This window comes from Streptomyces sp. NBC_01465, from assembly GCF_036227325.1.
Classification (GTDB): domain Bacteria; phylum Actinomycetota; class Actinomycetes; order Streptomycetales; family Streptomycetaceae; genus Streptomyces.
Genome location: NZ_CP109467.1, coordinates 6,823,645 through 6,846,035 on the forward strand (window position 1 = coordinate 6,823,645; position 22,391 = coordinate 6,846,035).

General features: G+C 70.0%; 21 protein-coding genes. 5 read left to right on the plus strand and 16 right to left on the minus strand.

Annotation, left to right across the window (positions count from 1 at the left end; translation table 11 throughout):
* Positions 1 to 2: 2 nt before the first annotated feature.
* From cysD to OG707_RS32070, 8 genes are all read right to left on the minus strand, one after another.
* A complete protein-coding gene (gene cysD / locus OG707_RS32035) occupies positions 3 to 938 on the minus strand; it encodes a sulfate adenylyltransferase subunit CysD (RefSeq protein ID WP_329124529.1) in 936 nt (311 codons plus the stop codon).
* Positions 938 to 1,504: an adenylyl-sulfate kinase gene (gene cysC, locus OG707_RS32040; protein ID WP_329124531.1), complete on the minus strand. Its 567-nt coding sequence runs from the start codon at positions 1,502 to 1,504 to the stop codon at positions 938 to 940. Before cysC ends, cysD begins: the two co-directional genes overlap by 1 nt.
* 2 nt (positions 1,505 to 1,506) lie before the next feature.
* Entirely contained in the window at positions 1,507 to 2,208 is a 702-nt protein-coding gene (locus OG707_RS32045) for a phosphoadenylyl-sulfate reductase (protein WP_329124533.1), read from the minus strand.
* Complete coding sequence (locus tag OG707_RS32050) at positions 2,205 to 2,384, minus strand: hypothetical protein (protein WP_329124534.1); 180 nt, start codon at positions 2,382 to 2,384, stop codon at positions 2,205 to 2,207. Before OG707_RS32050 ends, OG707_RS32045 begins: the two co-directional genes overlap by 4 nt.
* On the minus strand, positions 2,381 to 4,078 hold the full coding sequence (locus OG707_RS32055; protein WP_329124536.1) for a nitrite/sulfite reductase: 1,698 nt from the start codon (positions 4,076 to 4,078) through the stop codon (positions 2,381 to 2,383). The genes OG707_RS32050 and OG707_RS32055 overlap by 4 nt, the downstream gene beginning before the upstream one ends.
* Before the next feature lie 171 nt (positions 4,079 to 4,249).
* Positions 4,250 to 4,333, minus strand: coding sequence for a putative leader peptide (locus OG707_RS32060; RefSeq protein WP_329128092.1), 84 nt, complete (start codon positions 4,331 to 4,333; stop codon positions 4,250 to 4,252).
* Positions 4,334 to 4,445: 112 nt separating this feature from the next.
* Positions 4,446 to 5,024, minus strand: coding sequence for a GNAT family N-acetyltransferase (locus OG707_RS32065; RefSeq protein WP_329124538.1), 579 nt, complete (start codon positions 5,022 to 5,024; stop codon positions 4,446 to 4,448).
* 45 nt (positions 5,025 to 5,069) lie between these two features.
* Positions 5,070 to 5,447: a winged helix-turn-helix transcriptional regulator gene (locus tag OG707_RS32070; protein WP_329124540.1), complete on the minus strand. Its 378-nt coding sequence runs from the start codon at positions 5,445 to 5,447 to the stop codon at positions 5,070 to 5,072.
* 106 nt (positions 5,448 to 5,553) lie between these two features.
* On the opposite strand from OG707_RS32070, the gene OG707_RS32075 reads away from it, so the two are divergent.
* Together OG707_RS32075 and OG707_RS32080 are read left to right on the plus strand one after the other, a co-directional pair.
* Positions 5,554 to 5,916 carry a DoxX family protein gene (locus tag OG707_RS32075; RefSeq protein ID WP_329124542.1) on the plus strand — a complete coding sequence of 121 codons (363 nt, stop codon included), beginning with the start codon at positions 5,554 to 5,556 and terminating at the stop codon, positions 5,914 to 5,916.
* A 78-nt stretch (positions 5,917 to 5,994) separates the two neighbouring features.
* A complete protein-coding gene (locus OG707_RS32080; protein WP_329124544.1) occupies positions 5,995 to 6,582 on the plus strand; it encodes a hypothetical protein in 588 nt (195 codons plus the stop codon).
* A gap of 14 nt (positions 6,583 to 6,596) precedes the next feature.
* Here the strand turns inward: OG707_RS32080 and OG707_RS32085 are convergent, their stop codons facing one another.
* Both OG707_RS32085 and OG707_RS32090 read right to left on the minus strand, forming a co-directional pair.
* On the minus strand, positions 6,597 to 7,865 hold the full coding sequence (locus OG707_RS32085) for a GAF domain-containing protein (RefSeq protein WP_329124546.1): 1,269 nt from the start codon (positions 7,863 to 7,865) through the stop codon (positions 6,597 to 6,599).
* A gap of 212 nt (positions 7,866 to 8,077) precedes the next feature.
* Positions 8,078 to 9,718 (minus strand): acyl-CoA dehydrogenase family protein, encoded by a 1,641-nt coding sequence (locus OG707_RS32090; protein WP_329124549.1) that lies wholly within the window; start codon positions 9,716 to 9,718, stop codon positions 8,078 to 8,080.
* Positions 9,719 to 9,735: 17 nt separating this feature from the next.
* On the opposite strand from OG707_RS32090, the gene OG707_RS32095 reads away from it, so the two are divergent.
* Positions 9,736 to 10,899 (plus strand): YihY/virulence factor BrkB family protein, encoded by a 1,164-nt coding sequence (locus OG707_RS32095; RefSeq protein WP_329124551.1) that lies wholly within the window; start codon positions 9,736 to 9,738, stop codon positions 10,897 to 10,899.
* Here OG707_RS32095 and OG707_RS32100 read toward each other — a convergent pair.
* The 4 genes from OG707_RS32100 to OG707_RS32115 are packed head-to-tail and all read right to left on the minus strand — an operon-like array spanning position 10,896 to position 17,503.
* Positions 10,896 to 14,411 carry an SAV_2336 N-terminal domain-related protein gene (locus OG707_RS32100; protein ID WP_329124553.1) on the minus strand — a complete coding sequence of 1,172 codons (3,516 nt, stop codon included), beginning with the start codon at positions 14,409 to 14,411 and terminating at the stop codon, positions 10,896 to 10,898. The genes OG707_RS32095 and OG707_RS32100 overlap by 4 nt on opposite strands.
* Entirely contained in the window at positions 14,408 to 15,418 is a 1,011-nt protein-coding gene (locus OG707_RS32105) for an AAA family ATPase (protein ID WP_329124555.1), read from the minus strand. The genes OG707_RS32100 and OG707_RS32105 overlap by 4 nt, the downstream gene beginning before the upstream one ends.
* 25 nt (positions 15,419 to 15,443) lie before the next feature.
* Positions 15,444 to 17,162, minus strand: a complete 1,719-nt coding sequence (locus OG707_RS32110; RefSeq protein ID WP_329124558.1) for a VMAP-C domain-containing protein — start codon at positions 17,160 to 17,162, stop codon at positions 15,444 to 15,446.
* Positions 17,162 to 17,503: a CU044_2847 family protein gene (locus OG707_RS32115; protein WP_329124560.1), complete on the minus strand. Its 342-nt coding sequence runs from the start codon at positions 17,501 to 17,503 to the stop codon at positions 17,162 to 17,164. Before OG707_RS32115 ends, OG707_RS32110 begins: the two co-directional genes overlap by 1 nt.
* Before the next feature lie 62 nt (positions 17,504 to 17,565).
* Between OG707_RS32115 and OG707_RS32120 the strand changes: the two genes are divergently transcribed.
* Positions 17,566 to 18,306 carry a helix-turn-helix domain-containing protein gene (locus tag OG707_RS32120; protein ID WP_329124562.1) on the plus strand — a complete coding sequence of 247 codons (741 nt, stop codon included), beginning with the start codon at positions 17,566 to 17,568 and terminating at the stop codon, positions 18,304 to 18,306.
* Here the strand turns inward: OG707_RS32120 and OG707_RS32125 are convergent.
* A complete protein-coding gene (locus OG707_RS32125) occupies positions 18,243 to 18,641 on the minus strand; it encodes a VOC family protein (protein ID WP_329124564.1) in 399 nt (132 codons plus the stop codon). The two genes, OG707_RS32120 and OG707_RS32125, sit on opposite strands and share 64 nt — an antisense overlap.
* A gap of 107 nt (positions 18,642 to 18,748) precedes the next feature.
* Between OG707_RS32125 and OG707_RS32130 the strand changes: the two genes are divergently transcribed.
* Positions 18,749 to 19,420 (plus strand): DUF4389 domain-containing protein, encoded by a 672-nt coding sequence (locus OG707_RS32130; RefSeq protein WP_329124565.1) that lies wholly within the window; start codon positions 18,749 to 18,751, stop codon positions 19,418 to 19,420.
* 9 nt (positions 19,421 to 19,429) lie between these two features.
* Here the strand turns inward: OG707_RS32130 and OG707_RS32135 are convergent, their stop codons facing one another.
* Positions 19,430 to 22,318, minus strand: coding sequence for a glycoside hydrolase domain-containing protein (locus OG707_RS32135; RefSeq protein WP_329124568.1), 2,889 nt, complete (start codon positions 22,316 to 22,318; stop codon positions 19,430 to 19,432).
* Positions 22,319 to 22,391: the final 73 nt, after the last annotated feature.

The window sequence follows — 22,391 nt, forward strand, 5'->3', positions numbered from 1 at the left end:
GTCTAGAAGTACCCTTCGCGCTTGCGGTCTTCCATCGCGGCCTCGGACATCTTGTCGTCGGCGCGGGTGGCGCCCCGCTCGGTGAGCCGGGAGGCGGCGATCTCGGTGATCACGGCATCGAGCGTGGTGGCGTCGGAGTCGACGGCCCCGGTGCAGGACATGTCGCCGACGGTCCGGTAGCGCACGAGACGCGTCTCGACGCTCTCGCTCTCCTTCGGGCCGCCCCACTCACCTGCGGTCAGCCACATCCCGGAACGCTTGAACACCTCGCGCTCATGGGCGAAGTAGATCTCGGGGAGTTCGATGCCCTCGCGCTCGATGTACTGCCAGACGTCGAGCTCGGTCCAGTTGGAGAGCGGGAAGACGCGGACGTGCTCGCCGGGTGCGTGGCGGCCGTTGTAGAGCTGCCACAGTTCGGGGCGCTGGCGGCGCGGGTCCCAGGCGGAGAACTCGTCACGGAGGCTGAAGACGCGCTCCTTGGCGCGGGCCTTCTCCTCGTCGCGCCGTCCGCCGCCGAAGACCGCGTCGAAGCGCTCGGCCTGGATCTTCTCCGTGAGCGGGAGCGTCTGGAGCGGGTTGCGTACCCCGTCCGGGCGCTCGCGCAGGACACCGCGGTCGATGTAGTCCTGGACGGAGGCGACATGCAGGCGCAGGCCGTGCTCGGCCACCGTACGGTCGCGGTATGCGAGGACCTCGGGGAAGTTGTGCCCGGTGTCCACGTGCAGCAGCGAGAAGGGCACGGCCGCCGGGGCGAACGCCTTCAGCGCCAGGTGCAGCATGACGATCGAGTCCTTGCCGCCGGAGAAGAGAATCACCGGCCGCTCGAACTCACCCGCCACCTCACGGAAGATGTGCACCGCCTCCGACTCCAGCGAGTCCAGGTGGCTGAGCGCGAAGGGACTGTCCGTCCCCTCGCTGACAGTGGCGAAGGTCGTCATCAGGCCAGGCCCCTCTCGGTGAGCAGCGCGTGCAGCGCCGCAGCGGACTCCTGCACGGTCTGCTGGTGCGACTCGATCCGCAGGTCGGGCGATTCGGGGGCCTCATAGGGGTCGTCCACCCCGGTGAGACCGGTGAGTTCGCCGGCTGCCTGCTTGGCGTACAGACCCTTCACATCGCGTACGGAGCAGACCTCCACCGGAGTGGCGACATGCACCTCCAGATACGCGGTGCCCTCGCTCTGGTGGCGCTTGCGCACCGCCTCGCGGCTGTCCGCGTACGGGGCGATGACCGGGACCAGCGCCTTGACACCGTTCGACGCGAGCAACTCCGCGACGAAACCGATGCGTTGGACGTTGGTGAGCCGGTCCTCGCGGGAGAACCCGAGCCCCTTGGAGAGGAACTCGCGGATCTCGTCGCCGTCGAGCACCTCCACCCGGTGGCCCTCGCCGCGGAGCCGGTCGGCCAGCTCGTAGGCGATGGTGGTCTTGCCCGCGCTCGGCAGACCGGTGAGCCAGATGGTGGCTCCCTGGTCCGTCGTCATCTCGTTCTCCTGAATCTTCGTCATCGTCAGTCGTGCAGCCCGCACTCGATCTTGTTGCGCCCGGCCCAGCGTCCGGCGCGGGCGTCCTCGCCCTCCTCGACGCGGCGGGTGCACGGCTCGCAGCCGATGGAGGGGTAACCGTCCATGAGCAGCGGGTTCATGAGGACGCCATGCTCGGCGGCGTACGCCTCCACGTCCTCTTGAGTCCACCGTGCGATCGGCGAGACCTTGACCTTCTGCCGCTTCTCGTCCCAGCCGACGACGGGGGTGTTCGCCCGGGTCGGCGACTCGTCGCGGCGCAGGCCCGTGGCCCAGGCGCCGTAGTTCTTGAGGCCGTCTTCCAGGGGCTTGACCTTGCGGAGCGAGCAGCAGAGGTCGGGGTCCCGGTCGTGCAGCTTCGGCCCGTACTCGGCGTCCTGCTCCTCGACGGTCTGCCACGGAAGCAGCGTGATGACGTTGACGTCCATCACGGCCTCCACCGCGTCACGCGTCCCGATGGTCTCGGGGAAGTGGTAGCCGGTGTCGAGGAAGACGACGTCGACGCCGGGCATGGCGCGGGAGGCGAGATGGGCGACGACCGCGTCCTCCATGGAGGAGGTCACGCAGAAGCGCTTGCCGAAGGTGTCGGCGGCCCACTTCAGGATCTCGAGCGGAGAGGCGTCCTCCAGCTCGCGGCCCGCGCGCTCGGCGAGGGCCTTCGGATCTTCGGTCTCCAGAGTGCTCGTCATATCCCGTCCCCTTCAACGTCGTTGCGTTGCAGACCCCGGGTCAGGAGCCCGAGGAACTTCAACTGGAATGCGCGATTGCACGCCGCGCATTCCCAGGCTCCGTGCCCCGTTTCGTTGGGGCGCAGATCCTCGTCTCCGCAGTACGGGCAGTAGAACGGTGCGGCTCGCTCACTCATGAGAGGGCCTCCTCGGAGGCGCGCGCGGTCCACGTCGCGAAGCGCTCGCCGTCCTCGCGCTCCTTCTGGAAGCGGATCAGGACGCGCTCGACGTAGTCGGGCAGCTCGGCCGAAGTGACCTTCAGACCACGGACCTTGCGGCCGAAACCGGCCTCGAGACCGAGTGCGCCGCCGAGGTGCACCTGGAAGCCCTCGACCTGGTTGCCGTCCTTGTCGAGCATCAACTGGCCCTTGAGACCGATGTCGGCGACCTGGATACGGGCGCAGGCGTTGGGGCAGCCGTTGATGTTGATGGTGATGGGCTCGTCGAAGTCCGGGATGCGGCGCTCCAGTTCGTCGATGAGGGAGGCGCCACGCGCCTTCGTCTCGACGATGGCGAGCTTGCAGAACTCGATGCCGGTGCAGGCCATGGTGCCGCGCCGGAACGGGGAGGCGTTGACCTTGAGGTCGAGCGCTTCGAGCCCGGCGATCAGGGAGGGGAGCTGGGCCTCCTCCACGTCGAGCACGATCATCTTCTGCTCGGTGGTGGTACGCAGCCGCCCCGAGCCGTGTTCGCTCGCAACTTCCGCGATCCGTACGAGAGTCGGGCCGTCGACACGCCCCACGCGCGGCGCGAAGCCGACGTAGAAACGCCCGTCCTTCTGCCGGTGCACGCCGAGGTGGTCGCGCCAGGTGCCTGCCGGCTGCTCGGGCGCGGGCCCGTCGAGAAGCTTGCGCTCCAGGTACTCGTCCTCGAGGATCTGCCGGAACTTCTCGGTGCCCCAGTCGGCGAGCAGGAACTTCAGACGGGCGCGGGTGCGCAGCCGCCGGTAGCCGTAGTCGCGGAAGATGCCGATGACACCGCCGTACACGTCAGGCACCTCGTCCAGCGGCACCCAGGCGCCGAGGCGCTGACCCAGCTTGGGGTTGGTGGAGAGGCCGCCGCCGACCCAGAGGTCGAAGCCGGGGCCGTGCTCGGGGTGGTTCACGCCGACGAACGCGATGTCGTTGATCTCGTGCGCCACATCGAGCTGCGGGGAGCCCGAGATCGCGGTCTTGAACTTCCGCGGCAGGTTGGAGTAGTCGGGGTTGCCGATGAACCGGCGGTGGATCTCGTCGATCGCGGTCGTACCGTCGATGATCTCGTCGGCGGCGACACCGGCGACGGGCGAGCCGAGGATGGTGCGGGGCGTGTCACCGCAGGCCTCGGTGGTGGAGAGCCCGACGGCCTCCAGCCGGCGCCAGATCTCGGGGACGTCCTCGATGCGGATCCAGTGGTACTGGACGTTCTGCCGGTCGGTGATGTCGGCGGTCCCGCGCGCGAACTCCACGGAGATCTCGCCGATGACCCGCAGCTGCTCGGTGGTCAGCCGGCCGCCGTCGATCCGGACCCGGAGCATGAAGTACTCGTCGTCCAGCTCCTCCGGCTCCAGGATCGCGGTCTTGCCGCCGTCGATCCCGGGCTTGCGCTGGGTGTAGAGACCCCACCAACGCATGCGCCCGCGCAGGTCGTTGGGGTCGATGGAGTCGAATCCGCGCTTGGAGTAGATCGTCTCAATGCGTGTCCGCACATTGAGACCGTCGTCGTCCTTCTTGAACTGCTCGTTGCCGTTGAGAGGGGTGAAGTGGCCGGCGGCCCACTGGCCTTCGCCACGGTGGCGGCCCGGCTTGCGGCGGGGCGTGGCTGGAGCGGGCTTTTCCGGGGTGGCGGCCATGGTGGTTCGTCCTTCTGTGGCGGCTCAAGGGGGCGGCGGTCAGGCTGAAGGTACCCCTGTGACCTGCCTGTTCACGGCAGGACGCGGTGGCTCGAGTGCAAGGGGTGCTTCGGCTCGTCCGCTACGACGGGGACGGCGGGGTGTATCGGAAAACGGCGTGGCTGGTTCTGATCAGCGCGCCGGACAGATGGCGCTGGATACGCGGCCGAGGTCGACGTGGCGTCGACTCACCAAGGCAATTCCAGTTCCAGACATGACGGAAGCGTGTCACGGCGATCTCGCGCCAGTCCACCACTATCCAGAATGCGGACCACACTGTCCCGTATCGCGAGACAGTGTGTCGTCCGTCACGCGGGCCGGGCGTACGTCAGCCCTGCGCACCGGCCCAGGGCCCCGGAGTCGGTACGTCGGGCTCCTCGGCCGTCTTCGTGTCGAAGAGCCTGAATCCGCGGCGCAGATAGTTGTCCATCGCATACGGCCCGTCCAGGCTGCACGTGTGCAGCCAGACCCGCTTGGTCGGCGTCCGCTCCGGCCACCGCTCGGCCAGGTCCCAGGCGCGCTGCACTCCGTACGAGAGCAGGTGGCCGCCGATCCGGCGCCCCCGGAACGCCGGGATCAGGCCGAAGTACATGATCTCCACCGTGCCGTCGTCCTGCGGGTCCAGCTCGACGTACCCGGCCGGCGTGCCCCGGTCGTACGCGACCCAGGTCTCGACCCCGGGCCGGTCGAGGATCTCCTCCCACTGCGCGTACGTGAGCGCGAGCCGGTCGATCCACTGGATGTCTCCGCCGACGGAGGCGTACAGGAAGCGGCTGAACTCGGGCGAGGGGACCTCGGCGCGGACGATGCGGATGTCGTCGCCCTCGGGGACGGCCGCGGGATTCAGGTCGGCGGGCGAGGTCTGCTCGAGGGACCAGGTGGTGACGGTGACGGTGGTGCTGTTCATGCGGACATCGGATCACGCGCGGCCGGGGGCGGCCACGGCGGGTGGCTACGCGGGCGGGGTGTCGTACTCGGCCCTGCTGGACTGGATCTCCGCGTTGTGCTCGATGGCCCAGCCCGCGAGGGCCAGGGCGGGAGCGATGAGGCTCTTGCCCAGGGACGTGAGTGCGTACTCGACGCGCGGCGGGACCTCCGCGTAGGCGGTGCGGGAGACCAGTCCGTCCCGTTCCAGGTTGCGCAGGGTCAGGGTGAGCATCCGCTGCGAGATGCCGGGCACGTGCCGGTGCAGTTCGGTGAAGCGCAGCCGGCCCTGGTCGAGCGTGGCGACGATCAGCAGCGTCCACTTGTCGCAGATCCGGTCCAGTACGGCGCGGATCGCCCGGCCGCCGTCGCCCCGGATCATGCAGGTGTGCTCGTACTGCGACATGACAGCTCCTTGTGCCTTGCGCACATCCGTGTGCCTTTTGTAGGCCCTTCCACAGTCACTCATGATGAGGCCACTTACGGTTCGTAACTGTCCTCAAGGGGTCCCCATGCATGTCGCGTACTGGATCGTCGCCGCGCTTCTCGCGCTGTTCTACGTCTACGGCGGAGGGCTGAAGGTCGTCCGGAGCCAGGAGCAGCTGCGGCCCATGATGGGCTGGGTCGACACCGTGCCCATGCCGCTCGTCAGGCTCATAGGCACGCTGGAGGTGCTGGGAGCCCTCGGACTGGTTCTGCCCCCGCTGACGGGGATCGCCGTCGGACTCGCCGTCGCGGCCGCCGTCGGGCTGGTCCTCGTGCAGATCGGCGGGCTGGCGGTGCATTTGTCGCGGGGCGAGGTGCGGGTGATCGGGCTCAACATCGCCCTGCTGGTGCTCGCCGCGGTGGCCGTGTGGCTGGGGGCCGCGTACTGAAGTCCGGCGTCCCGAACCGGCGTTGTCAGTGGTGGCTGGCACAGTGGAGACACATGCAACGGGAGGGGGCAGAGGGCGATGGGTGACTTCTTCGAGCGGATCGTCGACGTCGAGGTGAGCGGCGAGGACGCCGGGGCGCTCGCGGAGCGGATGGTGGAGTGGATGGTCGGCGAGGGGCTGATCATCCGCGAGCTGTCCGGCGACGGCGTCTACAGCCTGACCGTCGACGAGGGATATCTCCCCGGACCCAACTGGCAGCGTGCGGTGGAGGATCCGGGCTGGGAGCCGGGGCCGGTGGCCGTCGTCGTGGGGCGGGAGTACCACGTGGGCGGCCAGGGGGAGGACACGGCGGACTCCGCGACGTGCCCGCGGTGCGACGGGCGCGTGGTGATCATCGACTACCCGGAGAGCTTCGAGCCGGACGACGAGGCCTGGCGGCCGTTCCGGGACGCCATAGCCGGCTGGAAGGAGACGGGGGAGGGCAGTGCGGCCTGTCCCGCCTGCGGCGCCCAAGTCCCCGTCACCGCATGGCAGTTCGGGTCGGGGTTCGACCTGGGCGCGCTCGCCTTCGACTTCTGGGGCTGGCCGCCGCTCGGCACCGGCTTCCAGGCGGAGTTCGCCCGACAGCTCGGCCACCGCACGGAGGTGCAGGAGGGCAAGTTCTGACCCCCTGGACGCCCTCAGGCGTTCGCTCGCACGGCCGGCGCGATGGAGTGCGGCAGCAGGTCCATGGGGTGGTCCGGCAGCAGCACGTCCACTTCCACGCCCTCGACGAAGCGGTAGGGGCGGTGGGCCAGCACCTCCGCGAAGTGGCGGCGCACCCGGGACATCTCCGCCCGTACGGTCACGGTGCGCGTGATGTCGCCGAAGAGGTCCCCGGCGAGCTCGGCGGCGGTCCGGCCCTGGGGGTGCAGGGTCAGTACGTACAGCAACTCGGCGTGGCGCGGGGACAGTTCGTGCGTCCAGCTGCCCGCGGGGCCCGAGACGGTCACCGAGGAGCGGCGCGGTGCCGTCAGGTCGAGGACGATCCGGTTCGTCGAATCCCGGGTCTCCTCGTCGATCCTGATCAGCCAGCCGCCGGGCAGCGGCTCCACCGCGCACATACCCAGCGAGGGCAGCCATCTGCGGCCCGCGGCAAAGGACTTGGGGATCGGGAGACGGTCCAGCGGCGGCATCCCGGTCACCGCCGCGAGCCAGCCGTGCGTGTCGACCGCCAGGGCGCGGCCGCCCAGCCGGCACAGGATCGGGGCCGCCACCGACCGCAGCCGTTCGATGGAGACGTGGTGGCGCTGGCGGAGTTCGGAGACGGCCAGCTGCGCCACCGAGTCGACCAGGGCGAGGGTGGCGGGGTGGAAGGTGGACTCGGGGCCGCTGATGTCGATGATGCCGAGCAGCCGGCCGTCGCGCGGATCGTGGACGGGGGCCGCCGCGCACGTCCAGTTGTGGAGCGTACGGACGAAGTGCTCGGCGGAGTGCACCTGTACGGGCCGGGCGGCCTCCAGGGCGGTGCCGATCGCATTGGTCCCCGTGGTGTCCTCGGACCAGGCGGCGCCCTCCTCCAGACAGATCCCGTTCGCCCGTCGGATCACCGCCTGGTTGCCGTCGCGCCACAGCACCCGGCCCCCCTCGTCGGTCACCACCATGACCTGCATGGAGGCGTCCGCGATCGAGACGAGCCCCTGGCTGAGCGAAGGCATCAGCTCGCCCAGGACCGTGGCTCTGCGCCGGTGCTCCAGCTCGGCCGTCTCCAACAGCACGCTGCTGGTGGACTGGTCGGGGTTCAGACCGATGCGCATCATCCGCTGCCACGAGGCGTCGATCACCGGTCGTGGTGTGGCACGCGAAGGCTTGCCCGAGAAGGCCGCCTCGTGCAGGCCGTGCAGCACGCGCGCCGTCTCCGCGCTGTGCTGCGCGTTCAGGCGGGCGAGGTCGAGCGGTCGCGTCTTCACTGGAACCCCCGGGAAAGCCAAGGCTGTGCACAGGCTGTGATACCTACATTTCACATGGTGCATCGCCCGGGAGCCCGGTGTCCGGGACTCCGAACAACCGCTGCAACCTTCTGCAACCCTCGCGGGCAGACGTGCGGTTGTACGAAAGTTGTCATCACCAGCCGGGGGTGGTGCCGTGTCGGCGCAGCACCCACCCCGGCTGTTTTACGTGTTCACGCCTCCACGTCGACCCGTGCCCGCTCCACGACCGACCGCAGGTCCAGAGTGTGCGGCAGCGTCCCGAACGCCGAGCCCCAGTCCCCGCCGAGCCGCGAGGCACAGAACGCGTCCGCGACCTCCGGCGGCGCCCAGCGCACCAGCAGCGACCCCTGCAGCACCAGCGCGATGCGCTCCACCAGCCGCCGCGCCCGCGCCTCGATACCGTCCAGATCGGACAGTTCGGTCAGCAGGTTCTTGATCGCACCGTCCAGCCGGTGGTCGGCGCCCCGCGCCTTGCCGACCTCCTGCAGAAACGCGTTCAACGCCTGCGGTTCGCGCTGCAGCGCCCGCAGCACATCCAGCGCCTGTACGTTCCCCGACCCCTCCCAGATCGAGCCCAGCGGCGACTCGCGCAGCAGCCGGGGCATCCCCGACTCCTCGACGTAGCCGTTGCCGCCCAGGCACTCCAGCGCCTCCACGGCAACGGGCGTACAGCGCTTGGTGGTCCAGTACTTCGCCGCGGGCACCGCCAGCCGCAGAAAGGCCCGCTCCTCGTCCGTGTCGCTGTCGTACGCCGAGGCGAGCCGCATCGCGAGCGTCGTCGCCGCCTCCGACTCCAGCGCCAGATCCGCCAGTACGTTGCGCATCAGCGGCTTGTCGATCAGCGCACCCCCGAACGCGCTGCGGTGCACGGCATGGTGCGTGGCCTGGGCCACGGCCTGGCGCATCAGGGACGCGGCCCCGATCGTGCAGTCGAGCCGGGTCGCGGCGACCATCTCGATGATGGTCCGCACCCCGCGCCCCTCCTCGCCCACGCGCCGGGCGAGGGTCCCGTCGAACTCGACCTCGCTCGACGCGTTGGACCGGTTGCCCAGCTTGTCCTTGAGCCGCTGGATCGCGAAGACGTTCCGCGTGCCGTCCGGCAGCACCCGCTCCACCAGGAAACAGGTCAGCCCCCCGGGCGCCTGCGCGAGCACCAGGAACCCGTCGCACATCGGCGCCGAACAGAACCACTTGTGCCCGGTGAGCAGATACTCACCCTCCGCGGCCAGCGGCACCGCGCTCGTCGTATTGGCCCGGACGTCACTCCCGCCCTGCTTCTCCGTCATCCCCATCCCGAACAGCACGCCCGACTTCAGCGACGCGGGCCGCAGCTCCTGTTCGTACAGATGCGAGGTGAGCCGGGGCTCCCACTCCGCGGCCAGCACCGGATCGGTCCGCAGCGTCGGCACCGCCGCGTGTGTCATCGACACCGGGCAGCCGTGCCCCGCCTCCGCCTGCGTCCACACCAGGAACCCCGCCGCCCGGCGCACATGCCCGGCCGGCCGCCCCCAGGCATCCGTCAGACCGGACGAAACGGCCTTACCGAGCAATCGGTGCCAGGCCGGATGGAATTCGACCTCGTCGACGCGGTGGCCGTACCGGTCGTGGGTTTTGAGTTTCGGCGGATTTTCATTGGCCTGGACCCCCCACTCCCGGGCCTGCGCCGATCCCGCCGTCCGCCCGAGGGAGGCCAGCTCCTCCCGTACGCCGTCCAGGAGTTCAGGCGCGGTGTGCCGCTCCACGGCCTCCGTCAGCACCCGGTCGGCAGAGAAGACGTCGTACCCCACCAGGGGCGGAGGCTGATTGGTCACGGTGTGGGTGGTGGCTGCCATGCCGCTACGGTAAGGAGGTGCAGGCAGCAAAGGAAACAGGTGGGCGGCATTCAGGCGGCCGGCTCCACCGGGCTCGAGTTCTCTACAACAACGTCTCCAAGCGCAAGACGGCCTGGCTCCTTCTCAAGGACATCGTCAACTCGTGCATGGAGTACCGCATCCTCGGACTCGCGGCGGAGGCGGCGTTCTTCACGCTGCTCTCGCTGCCACCGCTGCTGCTCTCGCTCATCGCGCTGCTCGGTTACGTGGACGGCTGGACCAACACCGACACCGTCGCCAGCATCGAGACGAACATCCTGCACGCCGCCTCCACGGTCCTCTCCGACCGCGGCGTCCACGACTTCGCGACTCCGCTCCTCGAGGACGTCACCCACGGCAAACGCCCCGACCTCGTCTCGATCAGCTTCGCCTTCGCGCTCTGGTCGGGCTCGCGCGCGGTCAACGTCTTCATCGACACGATCACGGTCATGTACGGCCTCGACGGCCGCCGCGGCATCGTCATGACCCGCCTCCTGTCGATCCTCCTGTACGTCATCGCCCTGCTGATCGGCGCCGTGGTGCTGCCCCTTGCGGTGGTGGGCCCCGACCGGGTGGTGGAACTCCTGCCCTGGGGCACGGACGTCATCGCGGTCCTGTACTGGCCGCTGATGATCCTCCTCTCCGTCGTCTTCCTCACGACGCTCTACCACGTGTCCGTCCCGGTCCGCTCCCCATGGATCGAGGACGTGCCGGGCGCGCTGGTGGCGCTGGGCATGTGGCTCGTGGGCAGCCTGCTGCTCCGCATCTACCTCACGAGCCAGGTCGAGGGCCCGACCATCTACGGCTCCCTCGCGGCGCCCATCGCGGTCCTGCTGTGGATCGGCATCTCGGCGTTCGCGGTCCTGGTGGGCGCGGCCGTCAACGCGGCGATCGACCGCGTCTGGCCGGCCGCCGCGACGGCCGCGGCGCGCGCCGCGAACGAGCGGATGCGGGCGGCGCACACGTCGCGGCTCCCGGCACGGCCGACGTACCGCCCCACGGTCGGGGTGGACGAGGACGACGACGAGGAGGACGACGGCGACGACGACAGCGCGGACATGCCGTCGGAGTTCCCGGAGCGCTGGTCGCGCTTCCTGCCGCCGACCGATGTGACGTCGCGGCTGCGGGGGAGCGGCGGTCGCGACAAGGAACAGAAACCCTAACGCGGGGATTCGGACTCGGGCGGGTAGACGGTGTCGGCGCCGCCGGTTACCGTGCGGCCCGCAATGAGCCGCCTGGTCAGCCTGAGATACCAGGGGGAACGGAGGCTCACCTCTTCCCAGTCCGCCGATTGTGAGCGGCTGACGGTCCGGGACCAGACCGCCGAGAAATCACCCGTGTCCGTCTCCACCAGTCGTCGTCGAAAGTGCTGTCGCAACTTCCCGTCGAATTGTCTGTGCACGTCGTCCGGCACCGTCACGCTCATCAGCAGCCCCACGCGGGGAACCTGCCGCGGACGGGGAGGCGCGACCACCGGATTGCCCTGTTTCATGCGGACCGTGACTGCCAGCACCAGACTCTCGTGCCTGTGGGGCAGAGTGGACAGGAGGGTGTCGGGCAGGTGGTCGATGACTGCCGCCATCACTTCGGATACGGAGGCCTCCGCGTCGACCTCGACCGTTTCCGAGGGTGCGCCGAAGGGGACAACCTCAGTCGCCGAGGCATCGCCCAGCACCGAGTGGAGCGCCCGCTTCACCAATGCGGCGGTCGTGTCGTCGGCGACCGGGTGGAAGAGGGACGCGCCGATGTGCGTGGGGCCTCTGGGGAAGAGGGCCAGGTCCATCTCGTCGCAAGACCGCTCCAGTTCGGTACGCCACTCCCGCAGTCTGCGGCGCTCGGTTGCCGCCCACTCGCCAGGGACGTCATCCAGCGGTTCGCCGTACCAGAGGCCGAGCGACTCCCGGAAGAGATCGCGGCTGCGCAGAGCATCGCCGAGTTCGCGTGCGGCCACGGCCTGCGCGGCCAGCCTCCTGGCTCTCGTGAGGTCGAGTTGATCCGGGCCGGCGATGAGCAGGAAGCCGTCGGGGCGGGCGGCGACATCGTGCCCGAATCCCTGCAGTTCGCGGAGGAAAAGCTCGATGTCCTCCGTCGTTCTGTCCGCTGCACCGACACAGAGTTCATCCACCGTCAGCGGTGCGCCGTTCGCCCACAACAGCCTGCAGAGCACGTCGAGATGCGTGCGGTCATGGGTCGCGAGGATGTCGTGATGGATCCAGGGCGGCCCGAGCACGTCGTACTGCCAGCGGCACGCGGTCCCGCTGAGCCAGCGCGGATCCGACGACATCAAGATCTCCACGCCCCGCTGCCGGGCCTCGGGTTCTTTGGCGAGCAGGGCCAGAACAGCGTCTTCGAGCTGTGCCGGCAGATTGGGGCGAAGGGTCCGCAGAGGCTCCGGGGCGGCGGTCCGATGGTCCACGACCACCTTGGTGAAACTCGTGCTGGGGAAGGGCGGCGCGCCGGTGGCCAGTTCGTACAGGACACAGCCCAGGGCGTAGAAATCGCTCTCCGGCGCACGGCTCCCCTCGGGAGCCGTGTACCAGGGAGTTCTCCCTGCCCATGTCGCATCAGGGCGGATGCTGGACGCCAGCACGGTGTCCCCGTGCTTTGCGTCGGTCCAGTTGATGGCGTAGTCGCAGAGCACGGGGCTGCCGTCCTGGCGGAAGATGATGTTGGACGGCTTCAGGTCTCCGTGCACGGCGCCCCCGCGGTGCAGTACTTCGAGTCCCTCGAGCACCAGCCGGCCGATCTCGACGATGCGGTCCGCCGGGAGTGCTCCGGAGTAAAGGTCGAGCACCTCGCGCAAGGAGGAGCCCTCCACCATCTCCATCACCAGACTGCAGGCCTTGTCCGTTGCGAACACGTCGTACACCGTGACGAGCAGAGGGTTCGAGAACAGTTGAACAACCTGTGCGGAAGCGAGAAACGCGTCGGTGACCGCCTCGCGTGCCGAGGCGACCCCTGCCGACTGGACGAAGGGGAAGAGCTTGACCGCGACGGACCGCTTCAACGCCAGGTCGTGCGCCAGCCACACCTCGCCCTCCCCGCCACTGCCCAACAACGTGTGCAGCTCATAACGGTCGTTGAGCACCGGAGGAGCGAAGACCGCTCCGGAGCCCGCAGCAGGCTTCGCCACCTCGGGCTCCGGCCCCCGCAGCAGCTGTACGCTCTCCCTGCTGACCAGCGCGAACGGGTCCCCAGGTACCACTCCGACCGGTCCGCCCTCCGCTGCGATCAGCGCCCGGAACTCGCCGGGGACCGTGCCCGCGCGGGCCTCGATCTGGGAGCTCACCCGGCCGAGGAGCCGGGCTGTACGGGACAGGGACGAGCGCGGCAGCGTACCGAGAAGTACCTCGCGAACCCCCGGTCTGAAGTCGTACGCACCGGACGCGCCCGGAAGCGACTTCAACATCCCGCTGAGCACGACCTCGGCCAGATGCCGCGGCTCGGGGCGCTCCTCGACCGCCGCCTGCACGAGCCGCATCACCGGCAAGTGCGCGGAACCCACCGCCAGATGGGAGGCCAGCCAGAACGCGGCAGGGGAGGCCGTTGCCCGGAAGCGCAGCACGAGCGCCTCCGCGCCGGTCTCCTCGGGCGTGGGCGCCCCACTCTGCGATGCGGACGGCGGCCGCTCACTCAGCCAGGCCGCCGCGCCCGGGACTTCGCCCGCCCCGGCCGACGCCACCAGTGATGCCCAGTGCCCCAGCCACTCGGGCGCCAACTCCAGCACGGGGACCGGGATGCTGCCCTCGCCGACGGTCCTGTACTTCTCGTACGGTGCGAAACCGAGGGCCGTATCCGGAGCGCCCGGATACGGCGCCGACAGCAGACCGGGCACGGCCGGGAAGGGCGTGCTGTCCCACAGCCGTTCCGGCAGCGGCTGCACGACCGCCACGGGCAGGGCCGTCGCCCAGCGCCGCAGCGTCCGGTACCAGCGCGACCCGGCGGCGCTCGCCCACCACTGGGGCCCCATGCAGTCGCTGATCACCAGGACGAGGGTCCTGCCAGGCAGCCACGCCCGGGCCGGCACCCGCCCGTCAGGTCCGAGCCGCAGCACCTCCACCGTGCGGAACATCCCGGTCTGCCCGACAGCCGTCCGCAGGCCGTGCAGCAGCGGTTCCCACATCGTCATCGTGGGACCCGAGTCGAAGACCAGGCGCAGTTGCAGCCACCGCTCCCGGCGAGGCCGCAGCACCGGCAGCCACATCTCGGGCCCCGCACCGGTGGCCGCGATGCGGTGTGCCGTCTCGGTCTCGTCCAACTCCTGCGCGTACGGGGAGGGAACGGTCCGCCGCAGGGGGCGCAGCGCCCGCTGGATTTCGAGGGGGCGGGAGAGCATCGGGGGAGCGGGGGCAAGGACCGACTCCTGGGCGCCGTCGAGGAGGGAGCGCCCGTCCGCCGGCGCGAACAGAGGTACCCGCTCCGCGGCCGGTGGAGCGGCCGGGAGGGGCGGAGAGCCGGAGCCGGCCGGGGAAGACGAAGGAGGAAGTGTCGCGGTAGCCGTCCTTTCCGCTGCCGCCCGCGTCTCCTGCAGGCTTCCTGCTGCCTCGGCCGGCGGCTCCTGCTTCACCTGAACGTACTGTGCGAGCCAGAGCAGTTCGGCCAGCTCCCGCCCGGTCGGCGGTCCGTCTCCGGCCGCTTCCAGGATCCACGCGAGCTCCGTCAGCGGGGTGGTCATCCGAGCTCACCGGAGTCCGCGTCGGCCGGGCGGCTGCTCAGATACGGCATCAGGCTCTGCGCCAGTTCGTCGCTGGACGCACCGCGGAGCCCGGAGGCCCGCGTCAGATAGATGGCATTGAGCAGTTGATCAGTGGCGAGCTCACCGCTGCCCGCGCGCTCCAGGAAGGCGTCGACCACCCGGTGCGCGCCGTCGTCCAGCTCGCCGAGATGGGCCCGCACAATGTCCTCGAGGTGCCCCGGCAGCGGCTGTTTGAGCTGCAGGGCGACACATCGGCGGAGAAACGCGGGCGGGAACTCGCGCTCGCCGTTGCTCGTCAGGACCACGAACGGGAACGCCCTGCAGCGCACCCGCCCCCGGAGCACCGCCACCCTCTCGTCGGAATCCGAGGCCAGGAGCCTGGCTTCGGGGAACTTGCGCGCCGCCCGGACCAGTTCGGGGATCTCGTACTGTCCCTCCTCCAGGATGTTGAGCAGGTCGTTGGGCAGGTCCAGGTCGCTCTTGTCGATCTCGTCGATGAGCAGGACGCGCGGAAGTTCATACGGCAGCAGGGCCGTGCCCACCGGACCCAGCCGCAGATGATCCTCGATGCCGGAGTCCTCGGTGCTCTGCCCGGCCGCGTACAGCCTCGACAGCGGGTCGTACTGATAGAGCCCGTCGTTCAGCGTCGCCCGGCTGGTGATGTTCCACCGCAGTACGGGACCGAGCTTCAACTCCCGTGCGACCGCGTACGGCAGAGTCGACTTGCCGCTCCCCGGAGGGCCCGTCACCAGCAGCGGTCTGCGCAGATAGAGCGCGGCGTTGACGAGCTGGATGCTCTTCTCCGTCGCTCGGTAGGTCTGTGCCCGGTGCACGCGGTCGGGGGACGCGCCCGCACCTCCCGCGATGTCCGCGGGCGCCCGGAGCACCGGCCCGCCGTTGAAGTCGCGCCAGGGCGGCGGCGGTGGCAACTGTGCGATCCCGTCGTGGGGTTCGCTCGCGCCGGTGTAGACGGGCCACAGGGGCATCGGGATCTCCAGAGGTGAATCGTCCTCAACCGACGGGCGATGCGGCGATGGGCTGAACCCCGGGGAACCAGCGCGGATCTTCCCAGATGAGCGACAGCCCCTGGGCCCAGTGCGGCACCGGCTCGCGGTTCGTGAACGCCTGCTTGCGCAACGTCCATATCAAGCTCGGGACATCGGACGGCGCCAGTCCCTCCAGATGCTCCGCCAGGAGGTCGAGGAAGTCACTGCCCGAGCAGGATTGCGCGCACCCAGCGCCGTTGCAAGCGGTCCGCGACCACAGCACGATCGGCGCCGGCGCATCAAGCGCGGCACCGTACAACCTCTTGTCGCGAGGAGCCCGGGGCGGCCGCGCGAACCCCACAGGGCTGAGGACGTCCTGGAGCTCGACCGAGAGCACATCGGGCTGGTACGCGCTGTCGCAGTCGATCCGGTACAGCGCGGACGTCTGGTGCGCGTCGAGAGATGCCCAGATCTGCCGGAGCCCGCGCTGGAGGCGGTGGTTGGTACGGCGCTCGAGGTCCATGACCACCAGGGGCGACTTGCACCCCAGGGGTTTCTCTCTGCCTCTGCTGGGCACCCACTGGTCGACCGGCTCGTTGAGCCAGCCGCGCGGCAGTACGAAGGCGACCAGCTCCTTGCCCTTCAGGTCGAGCTCGCCGTACGCCGCTTCGATCTTGTCCAGCACCCAGTCGCGCAGCTGTGCCCGGGTCAACCGGTCCTCCGCGACAAGCTGCCCATGGCCGTTCCTGAAGGCGGACACCTCGGCCAGCAGGGAATTGCGGTCGGCGCCGCTGCGTCTGATCTCGACCAGGATCGGAGCCCAGTGGCTGTCCACCGAGGCCGGGGCGGCGGCATCGAAGCGCCTCCTGTGAGCGCGCGACCAGGCCCTGAGGTCGGTGCTGAGACTGTCGTCCCCGACGAGCCGCGCCAGCCCTTCGGTCAGGTCGGCCAGCGGCAGGGACGCGGCCCGCGGCGGTGACTCCGACAGCAGGTACCAGACCGCCTCCCACAGAGTGCGGAAGCGGTCGGCCGGCCGGTGGAAGCCGAAGGCCCCGCAGGCGTTGGCGAAGAGACGATCCAAGTCGTACGTGGCCCCTGACGCGCGCCGGATCAGCTCGCGCAGCCAGTGCTTTTCCGCGGGCCCGTACCCCGGTGTAGGGATGAGATCGGCGAGTTCCGGAAGGTGCCGTCCCATCACCTGGGCAGGGATGATCCGACCGTTGTGTGCGTCCGGATCCTGTGAGGCGATCATCCCGATGACCTTGCCACCCTCCGCCAGCATCGCGGCCGCCCCGCTGAAGCCACTGGCCAGCCCCTGTCCGTGCTCCTTCCACGCCGTTACCTGTGCCCACTCGTCGGAGATCAACTGCGCGGACACCAGGCTCAGTTCGCTCAGTGTCCCTTCGTCGTAGCCGTCCGGGAATCCGTAGCAGACGATCCTGGGTGACGGGCCGGCGACGGTTTCGTTCAGAAGGGTGAAGGCGGCGGGTTCGACAGGAACGGGACGCTCCAGTACGAGGACGGCCACATCGCCCGGATCGAGCAGCTTGCCCGCCCATGGGCCGCGCACCACCGTGGCCAGGACCCTCCCGATGCCCGGACCGCCGGGGAAGGTGACCGAGACCGGTCCGTCGTACTGCACCACGTGTGCGCAGGTGACCACCTGTCGGTCGGAGACGAGGAATCCGGCGCCCCGCACGATCCCGTCGCACTCGACACGCGCATGCCAGGACGGGGAGCTCATCAGCCGTCTGCCGTCGTTGCATCGTTCGGCGGGGACCAGGTCAGCTTGACCAGAAGATGCCCCTCGACCGAGCTCTTGGCGATCACGGCTCCGGCCTCGGCGGTCAGCTTCACGCCGAATTCCAGTTCCACGCCATGAGGTTTGAGCTTGCCTTCACGAAAGACCGTCAGAGCGGACTCGGCGGCGGACCGGATGCTCTGGAGGGCGGAGTCGAGCGTCTGCCCCGCCTGGGCCAAGGTGTTGTCGCCGCGTGCCACAAGTCTGGCACCGGGTGCTTGGCGGTCGATCTCGACGACGACCTGAGCGCCGCTGTCCGTTGTGTATTCGATCAGTGCGCCCACAACTGCCCCCGAAGCAGAGCGACTTGTACCGAGAGACACCAGTGTGCACTAGCTTGGCCGACGTGTATGCGGAAAGAGCCTCCTACCTCGACGGGGCCGTCGTCTGGTCGCGGACTCCGGCCGGTGCGGGCGGGCCCGAGTACCCGGTGCTGCCCGACGGCTGCATGGATCTGCTCTGGACCGAGGGCCGGCTCTTCGTCGCGGGCCCGGACACCCGGGCGCACGCACCGGGCGACATCCCGGGCCGGATCGCCGGAGTGCGCTTCGCGCCCGGCACGGGGCCGGGCTTCCTGGGCGGCGTACCGGCGTACGAACTCCTCAACGATCGCGTCGAGTTGGCGGACCTCTGGCCCGCGGCCGACGTCCGCCGCCTCACCGGACGCATCGACGCGTCCTCCGATCCGGCCGCCGCCCTGGAGGCGGTGGCTCTCGGCAGGGCGGAGGAGGTGGAACCCCCGGACCCCGTGATGCGTACCGTGGCCGCGCACCTCTCCGCCGGGCGACCCGTGAACGCCACCGCGCAGGCCGTCGGGCTCGGGGCGCGCCAGTTGCACCGGCGTTCCCTCCGCGCCTTCGGGTACGGGCCCAAGACCCTCGCCCGTATCCTCCGCCTCCAGCGCGCGCTGGCCCTCGCCGCCACCGGAATGCCGTACGCCGACGTGGCCGTTGCGGCGGGCTGCACCGACCAGGCCCATCTCGCGCGCGAGATGCGGGACCTGGCCGGGACGACCCTCAGCCGTTACGCGGCGCTGGGCGCGAACAGCGACACCTCGCCGCCGTCCGGGTCGTGGACCGTCGCATAGCGCTGGCCCCAGACCGCGTCCCACGGCTTGAGGTGGCCCTCGTAACCGGCCCCGACCAGCGCCTCGTACACCTCGTCGACCTCGCGCGGGCTCGCACAGAGGAAGGCGAGGCCGAGCCGTCCCGCGCCCGGCTGCGGCGGCTGCCAGCCGGCGTCGAAGGAGCGGAGTGTCTCCTCGGTGTCCCAGAGCAGTCGCAGACCGTTCGGCAGCGTGGCCTCGACATGGGGCTGTGCGTCGGCGTCCGCCGGGATGTCGATCCCGAGCCGCCGGTAGAAGGCGAGCGAGGCCGCCATGTCGGAGGTGACGATGCCGATCGCGTCAAGTTGTGGAGTCATGCCTGAAACGTAAGGGGAACGTCATCGCCCGGTCTTGTATGAAACGGACATGACCCGTAGAGAGAGGGGTGGGCCGGTTCCTTCGAACCGGCAAGGAGATGATCGGCATGACGTCCGTATCAGCACCGACCGAGGGCCTCGGCGGCTCCGGCAGTCCCGACAGCCCCGTCCGGCTCGAAGCCCACTACGAACCCGTGCTCTCCCGCTGGCTGTGGCTCGTGAAGTGGCTCCTGGCGATTCCGCACTACATCGTGTTGCTCCTCCTGGGCATCGCCTTCTTCTTCGTCACCGTGGTCGCGTTCTTCGCGATCCTCTTCACCACCCGCTACCCGCGGGCCCTGTTCGACTTCAACGTCGGCGTCCTGCGCTGGGGCTGGCGGGTGTCGTACTACTCCTACGGCACCCTCGGCACCGACCGCTATCCGCCCTTCACCCTGGCCGACGTCCCCGACTACCCGGCCCGCCTGGAGATCGCCTACCCCGAGCAGCCGCTCTCCCGGGGCCTGGTCCTCGTCAAGTGGTGGCTGCTCGCGATCCCGCAGTACATCCTGGTCTCGATGCTCGCGGGCGGCTCCCAGCTGTCCGGTTCGGGCGGCCTCGCCGCCGCCCTGACCTTCTTCGCGGGCGTCGCGCTGCTCTTCACCGGCCGCTACCCGCGCGGGATGTACGACCTGAACATCGGCGTCCACCGGTGGGCGGCACGCGTCGCCGCGTACGCCTTCCTGATGACGGACACCTATCCGCCCTTCCGCCTCGACCAGGGGGAGGCCGAACACTGACCCCCGCCCTCAGCCCAGCCTGAGCAGCCAGCCGCGCCCCGGCTCCACCGGGACCGGCTCGCCCGCGGCGAAACGCCGCTCCGGCTGGAACCCCGTGATCTCCGGCGCGTACGCGGCCACCGGCCCTGAGGCATCGCTCAGGACGGCCTCCGCAGGCCCGTCCGCCCAGGAGGCGATCGCAGTGACCGCAAGGCCCGGACCCCGCCAGCTGGTCGCGAGGATATCGTCGCGGCCCGTACGGACCAGTGGGGCCTCCGCCCACCAGCCCGTCATCTCCGCCTGTTCCAGGCCCAGTTGGTCGAACGCCCGCCACAGTGGGCGCACATCGGTCATCGGGGCGCGCGCCGTCATGCCGAAGACGAGGCCGCGCCAGGGGTTTCCGCCGCCCTCCAGCATCTCGCCCATCAGGCCGAAGGGGATGCCGGAGATCTCCACGAGCCAGTACGCCGGGTCCGTGCCCTCGTAGTCGAAGAGCTCGCCCAGCCAGAGGCGGTCGGTGTACGGCATCAGCTCGGCGTAGAGGTTGGCGCTGGAGGCGAAGCCGTCGGCCTCCCGGTACTGGTTGCAGGAGTGCAGGTCGATCAGGGGCGGCGTCTCGCCCGATCCGGCGAGGACCTTGCGGACGCGCTTCATGGTCGTACGGTCGAAGGCCACGTCGTCGAGGTAGAGCCCGTCGACCCCGACGTGGCGGCGGAGCCGGTCGACCGCGCACACATAGGAGTTGTGCCAGCGCGAGTCGCCCGAGGTGACGACGGCGACGTCGCCGATGTCGGGCGCCACCCAGCCGGGCACGTAGCCGTCGCCGAGGTGCTCGCGCAGCCAGGCGTGACCGCCGCCGGGGCCCGGGGCCAGGACCTCGTCGCCGAGGGAGGCCAGGACCGGCAACTCCGGTGTCTGGCGCGTCAGTTCGCGGACCGTGTTGTAGACCTTCACGCGGATGCCGAGGGAGTGGGCCTCGTCCGTGTAGGCGCGGAGTGCTCCGGCTTCCAGGAGGGGGTCGTTGATGTACGGGTTCGGCGGGGTCGCGTGGTGGATGTTGACGACGTTGGCGCCGTACGCGGCGATCTCGGCCGGGTCCGCGTACGCGTGGAAGTACCGCTCGGCGAGGTGGCGGCCCGGGATGATCGGCTTGAACGGGGTGAGCAGCAGCCGCAGTTCGAAGCAGCGGCTCTCCCCGGCGGCCAGGGTGGCCGTGTCGCTGTGCGCGGTGAGGGTGCGGGTCCCGTCCGCCGTGCGGAGGCGTACTCCGCCGTCACCGTCACCGGCCCAGGAGCGCGGGGTGACCAGGGGCTTCTCGCGGTAGTAGTTGGTGTTGAGCGGGCGCGCGTAGTGCTCGTCGCGCAGTGAGAGCTGTACGCCGGCGGAGGGGCCGCCGAGCCAGAGCGCGTCCTGGTTGTGGACGGCGGTCTGCCACGTCCAGTCGTAGCTCGCGGGGCATTTCTGGCCGCGCAGCCCGAGGCCCATCACGAACGGAGTCGCCTCGGCGCGGACCGGGACGTCCAGGGTCACGTCGAGCGTGGTGTCGGTCAGTGCCTCGACGGTGGTGCGGATGCGCAGGAAGCCGTCGGCCTCCAACTCGCCCTCGGTGCGCAGCCGCAGGCCCTCCCCGGTGGCCTCCGTGTGCCAGTGGGCGCGGGCGGGACCGGGCAGGGTGACGGTGAGCGGGCCCTGGTCGAGCGGGCGGCCGACGTCGAAGGTGACGGGGGCGGCGAGGAGGTCACGCGGCGGTCCGTCCGTGCGGGTCACGTCGGAGGTGAAGGACGAGGTGATACGGGTGGGCAGACCGTCGTGGCCGAGCTCCACCATCCGCCCCAGGATGGCGAGTTGACGCCCGTCGGCCTTGACCGGGGTGAAGGGCGGCACGAGCTCGTCGTCATGGCCCAGCGTGGAATCCAGCCAGCGCAGCCGGGCCAGGCTCGCCGGATCACCCGCGCCGTGCTCCTCGACAGCGTCCTCGCCGACGGCGATCATCACCGGCAGGGTCCGCTCCGGGGCCCCGTCGGCGCGGACCGCGATCTCGCCCTCGTACGCACCGGGAACCGCGTCCTTGGGGATGTCGAGCCCGAACCAGAGCGAGAGCAACTGCCCTTCGCCGATCGCGATGTCCTTCTCGAAGGTCTCGCCCCGGGCGTCGGTGCCGCCCTGAGTGATCGCGCGGACGGGGAACGGCAGTCCGCGGACCTCCGCGTGCACCCCGGTCAGCGGGCGTACGGCATGGACGCCGGCCTGCAGCGCGTAGAACTCCCCGCGCCGGGCGGCCCCCTTGAACGGCGCGAACGGGCCGGTCGCCGCCCAGCGCGCCGGGATGAACGAGGCCCGGCCCAGGGGATGGGCGCGGTTCTCTGCGAAGACCAGGAAGGGCTCGCCCGGGTGGGCAGCGGTGAGTGCGGCGGTCTCGGCGGCCGTGGCGGCGAAGCCGAGCGGGGCGAAGGAGTCGACGGCGCTCGCTGCTTCGTAGCGGAAGGCCTCCGCCCGGGGGAGCTTGTGCCAGGTGCCGGGGCTGCGCAGGCCGCAGCGCTGCACCCAGGCAGGGTGCGCGGTGGCAGTGGGGCGACGGTACTCGGACTGCGGATAGTGCGGGTTGCCGGTGTGCGCGTACGGCAGATAGTGCACGGCGTACGTCCCAGGGCCGTCCACCGGTTCGAAGGCGATGCGGCCGCGGTCGGCGGTCACTTCGGTGCGTACGACATTGCGCACCCGGTCGCCCGACGGCGCGAGGACGACCAGGTCGACCGCCTCGGGATCCGGATCGTGGCGTCGCCAGGGCAGCTCGGCCGCGACCGCGAGGGCCGTGGGGTCCGTCCTGGGAACCCGCACGAGAATGCGATGGTTTCCGTAGACGTCGTTGTCCCAGGATGCGAGCCCGTGGTTCAGCTCGGGGTAGCCGGTCTCACCCATGTGTTGTCTGCTCCGTCGGGGGCGCTATTTATTAGGTAAGTTTCGCAATCGCTCGGCCCACCTTCCGGTGGGC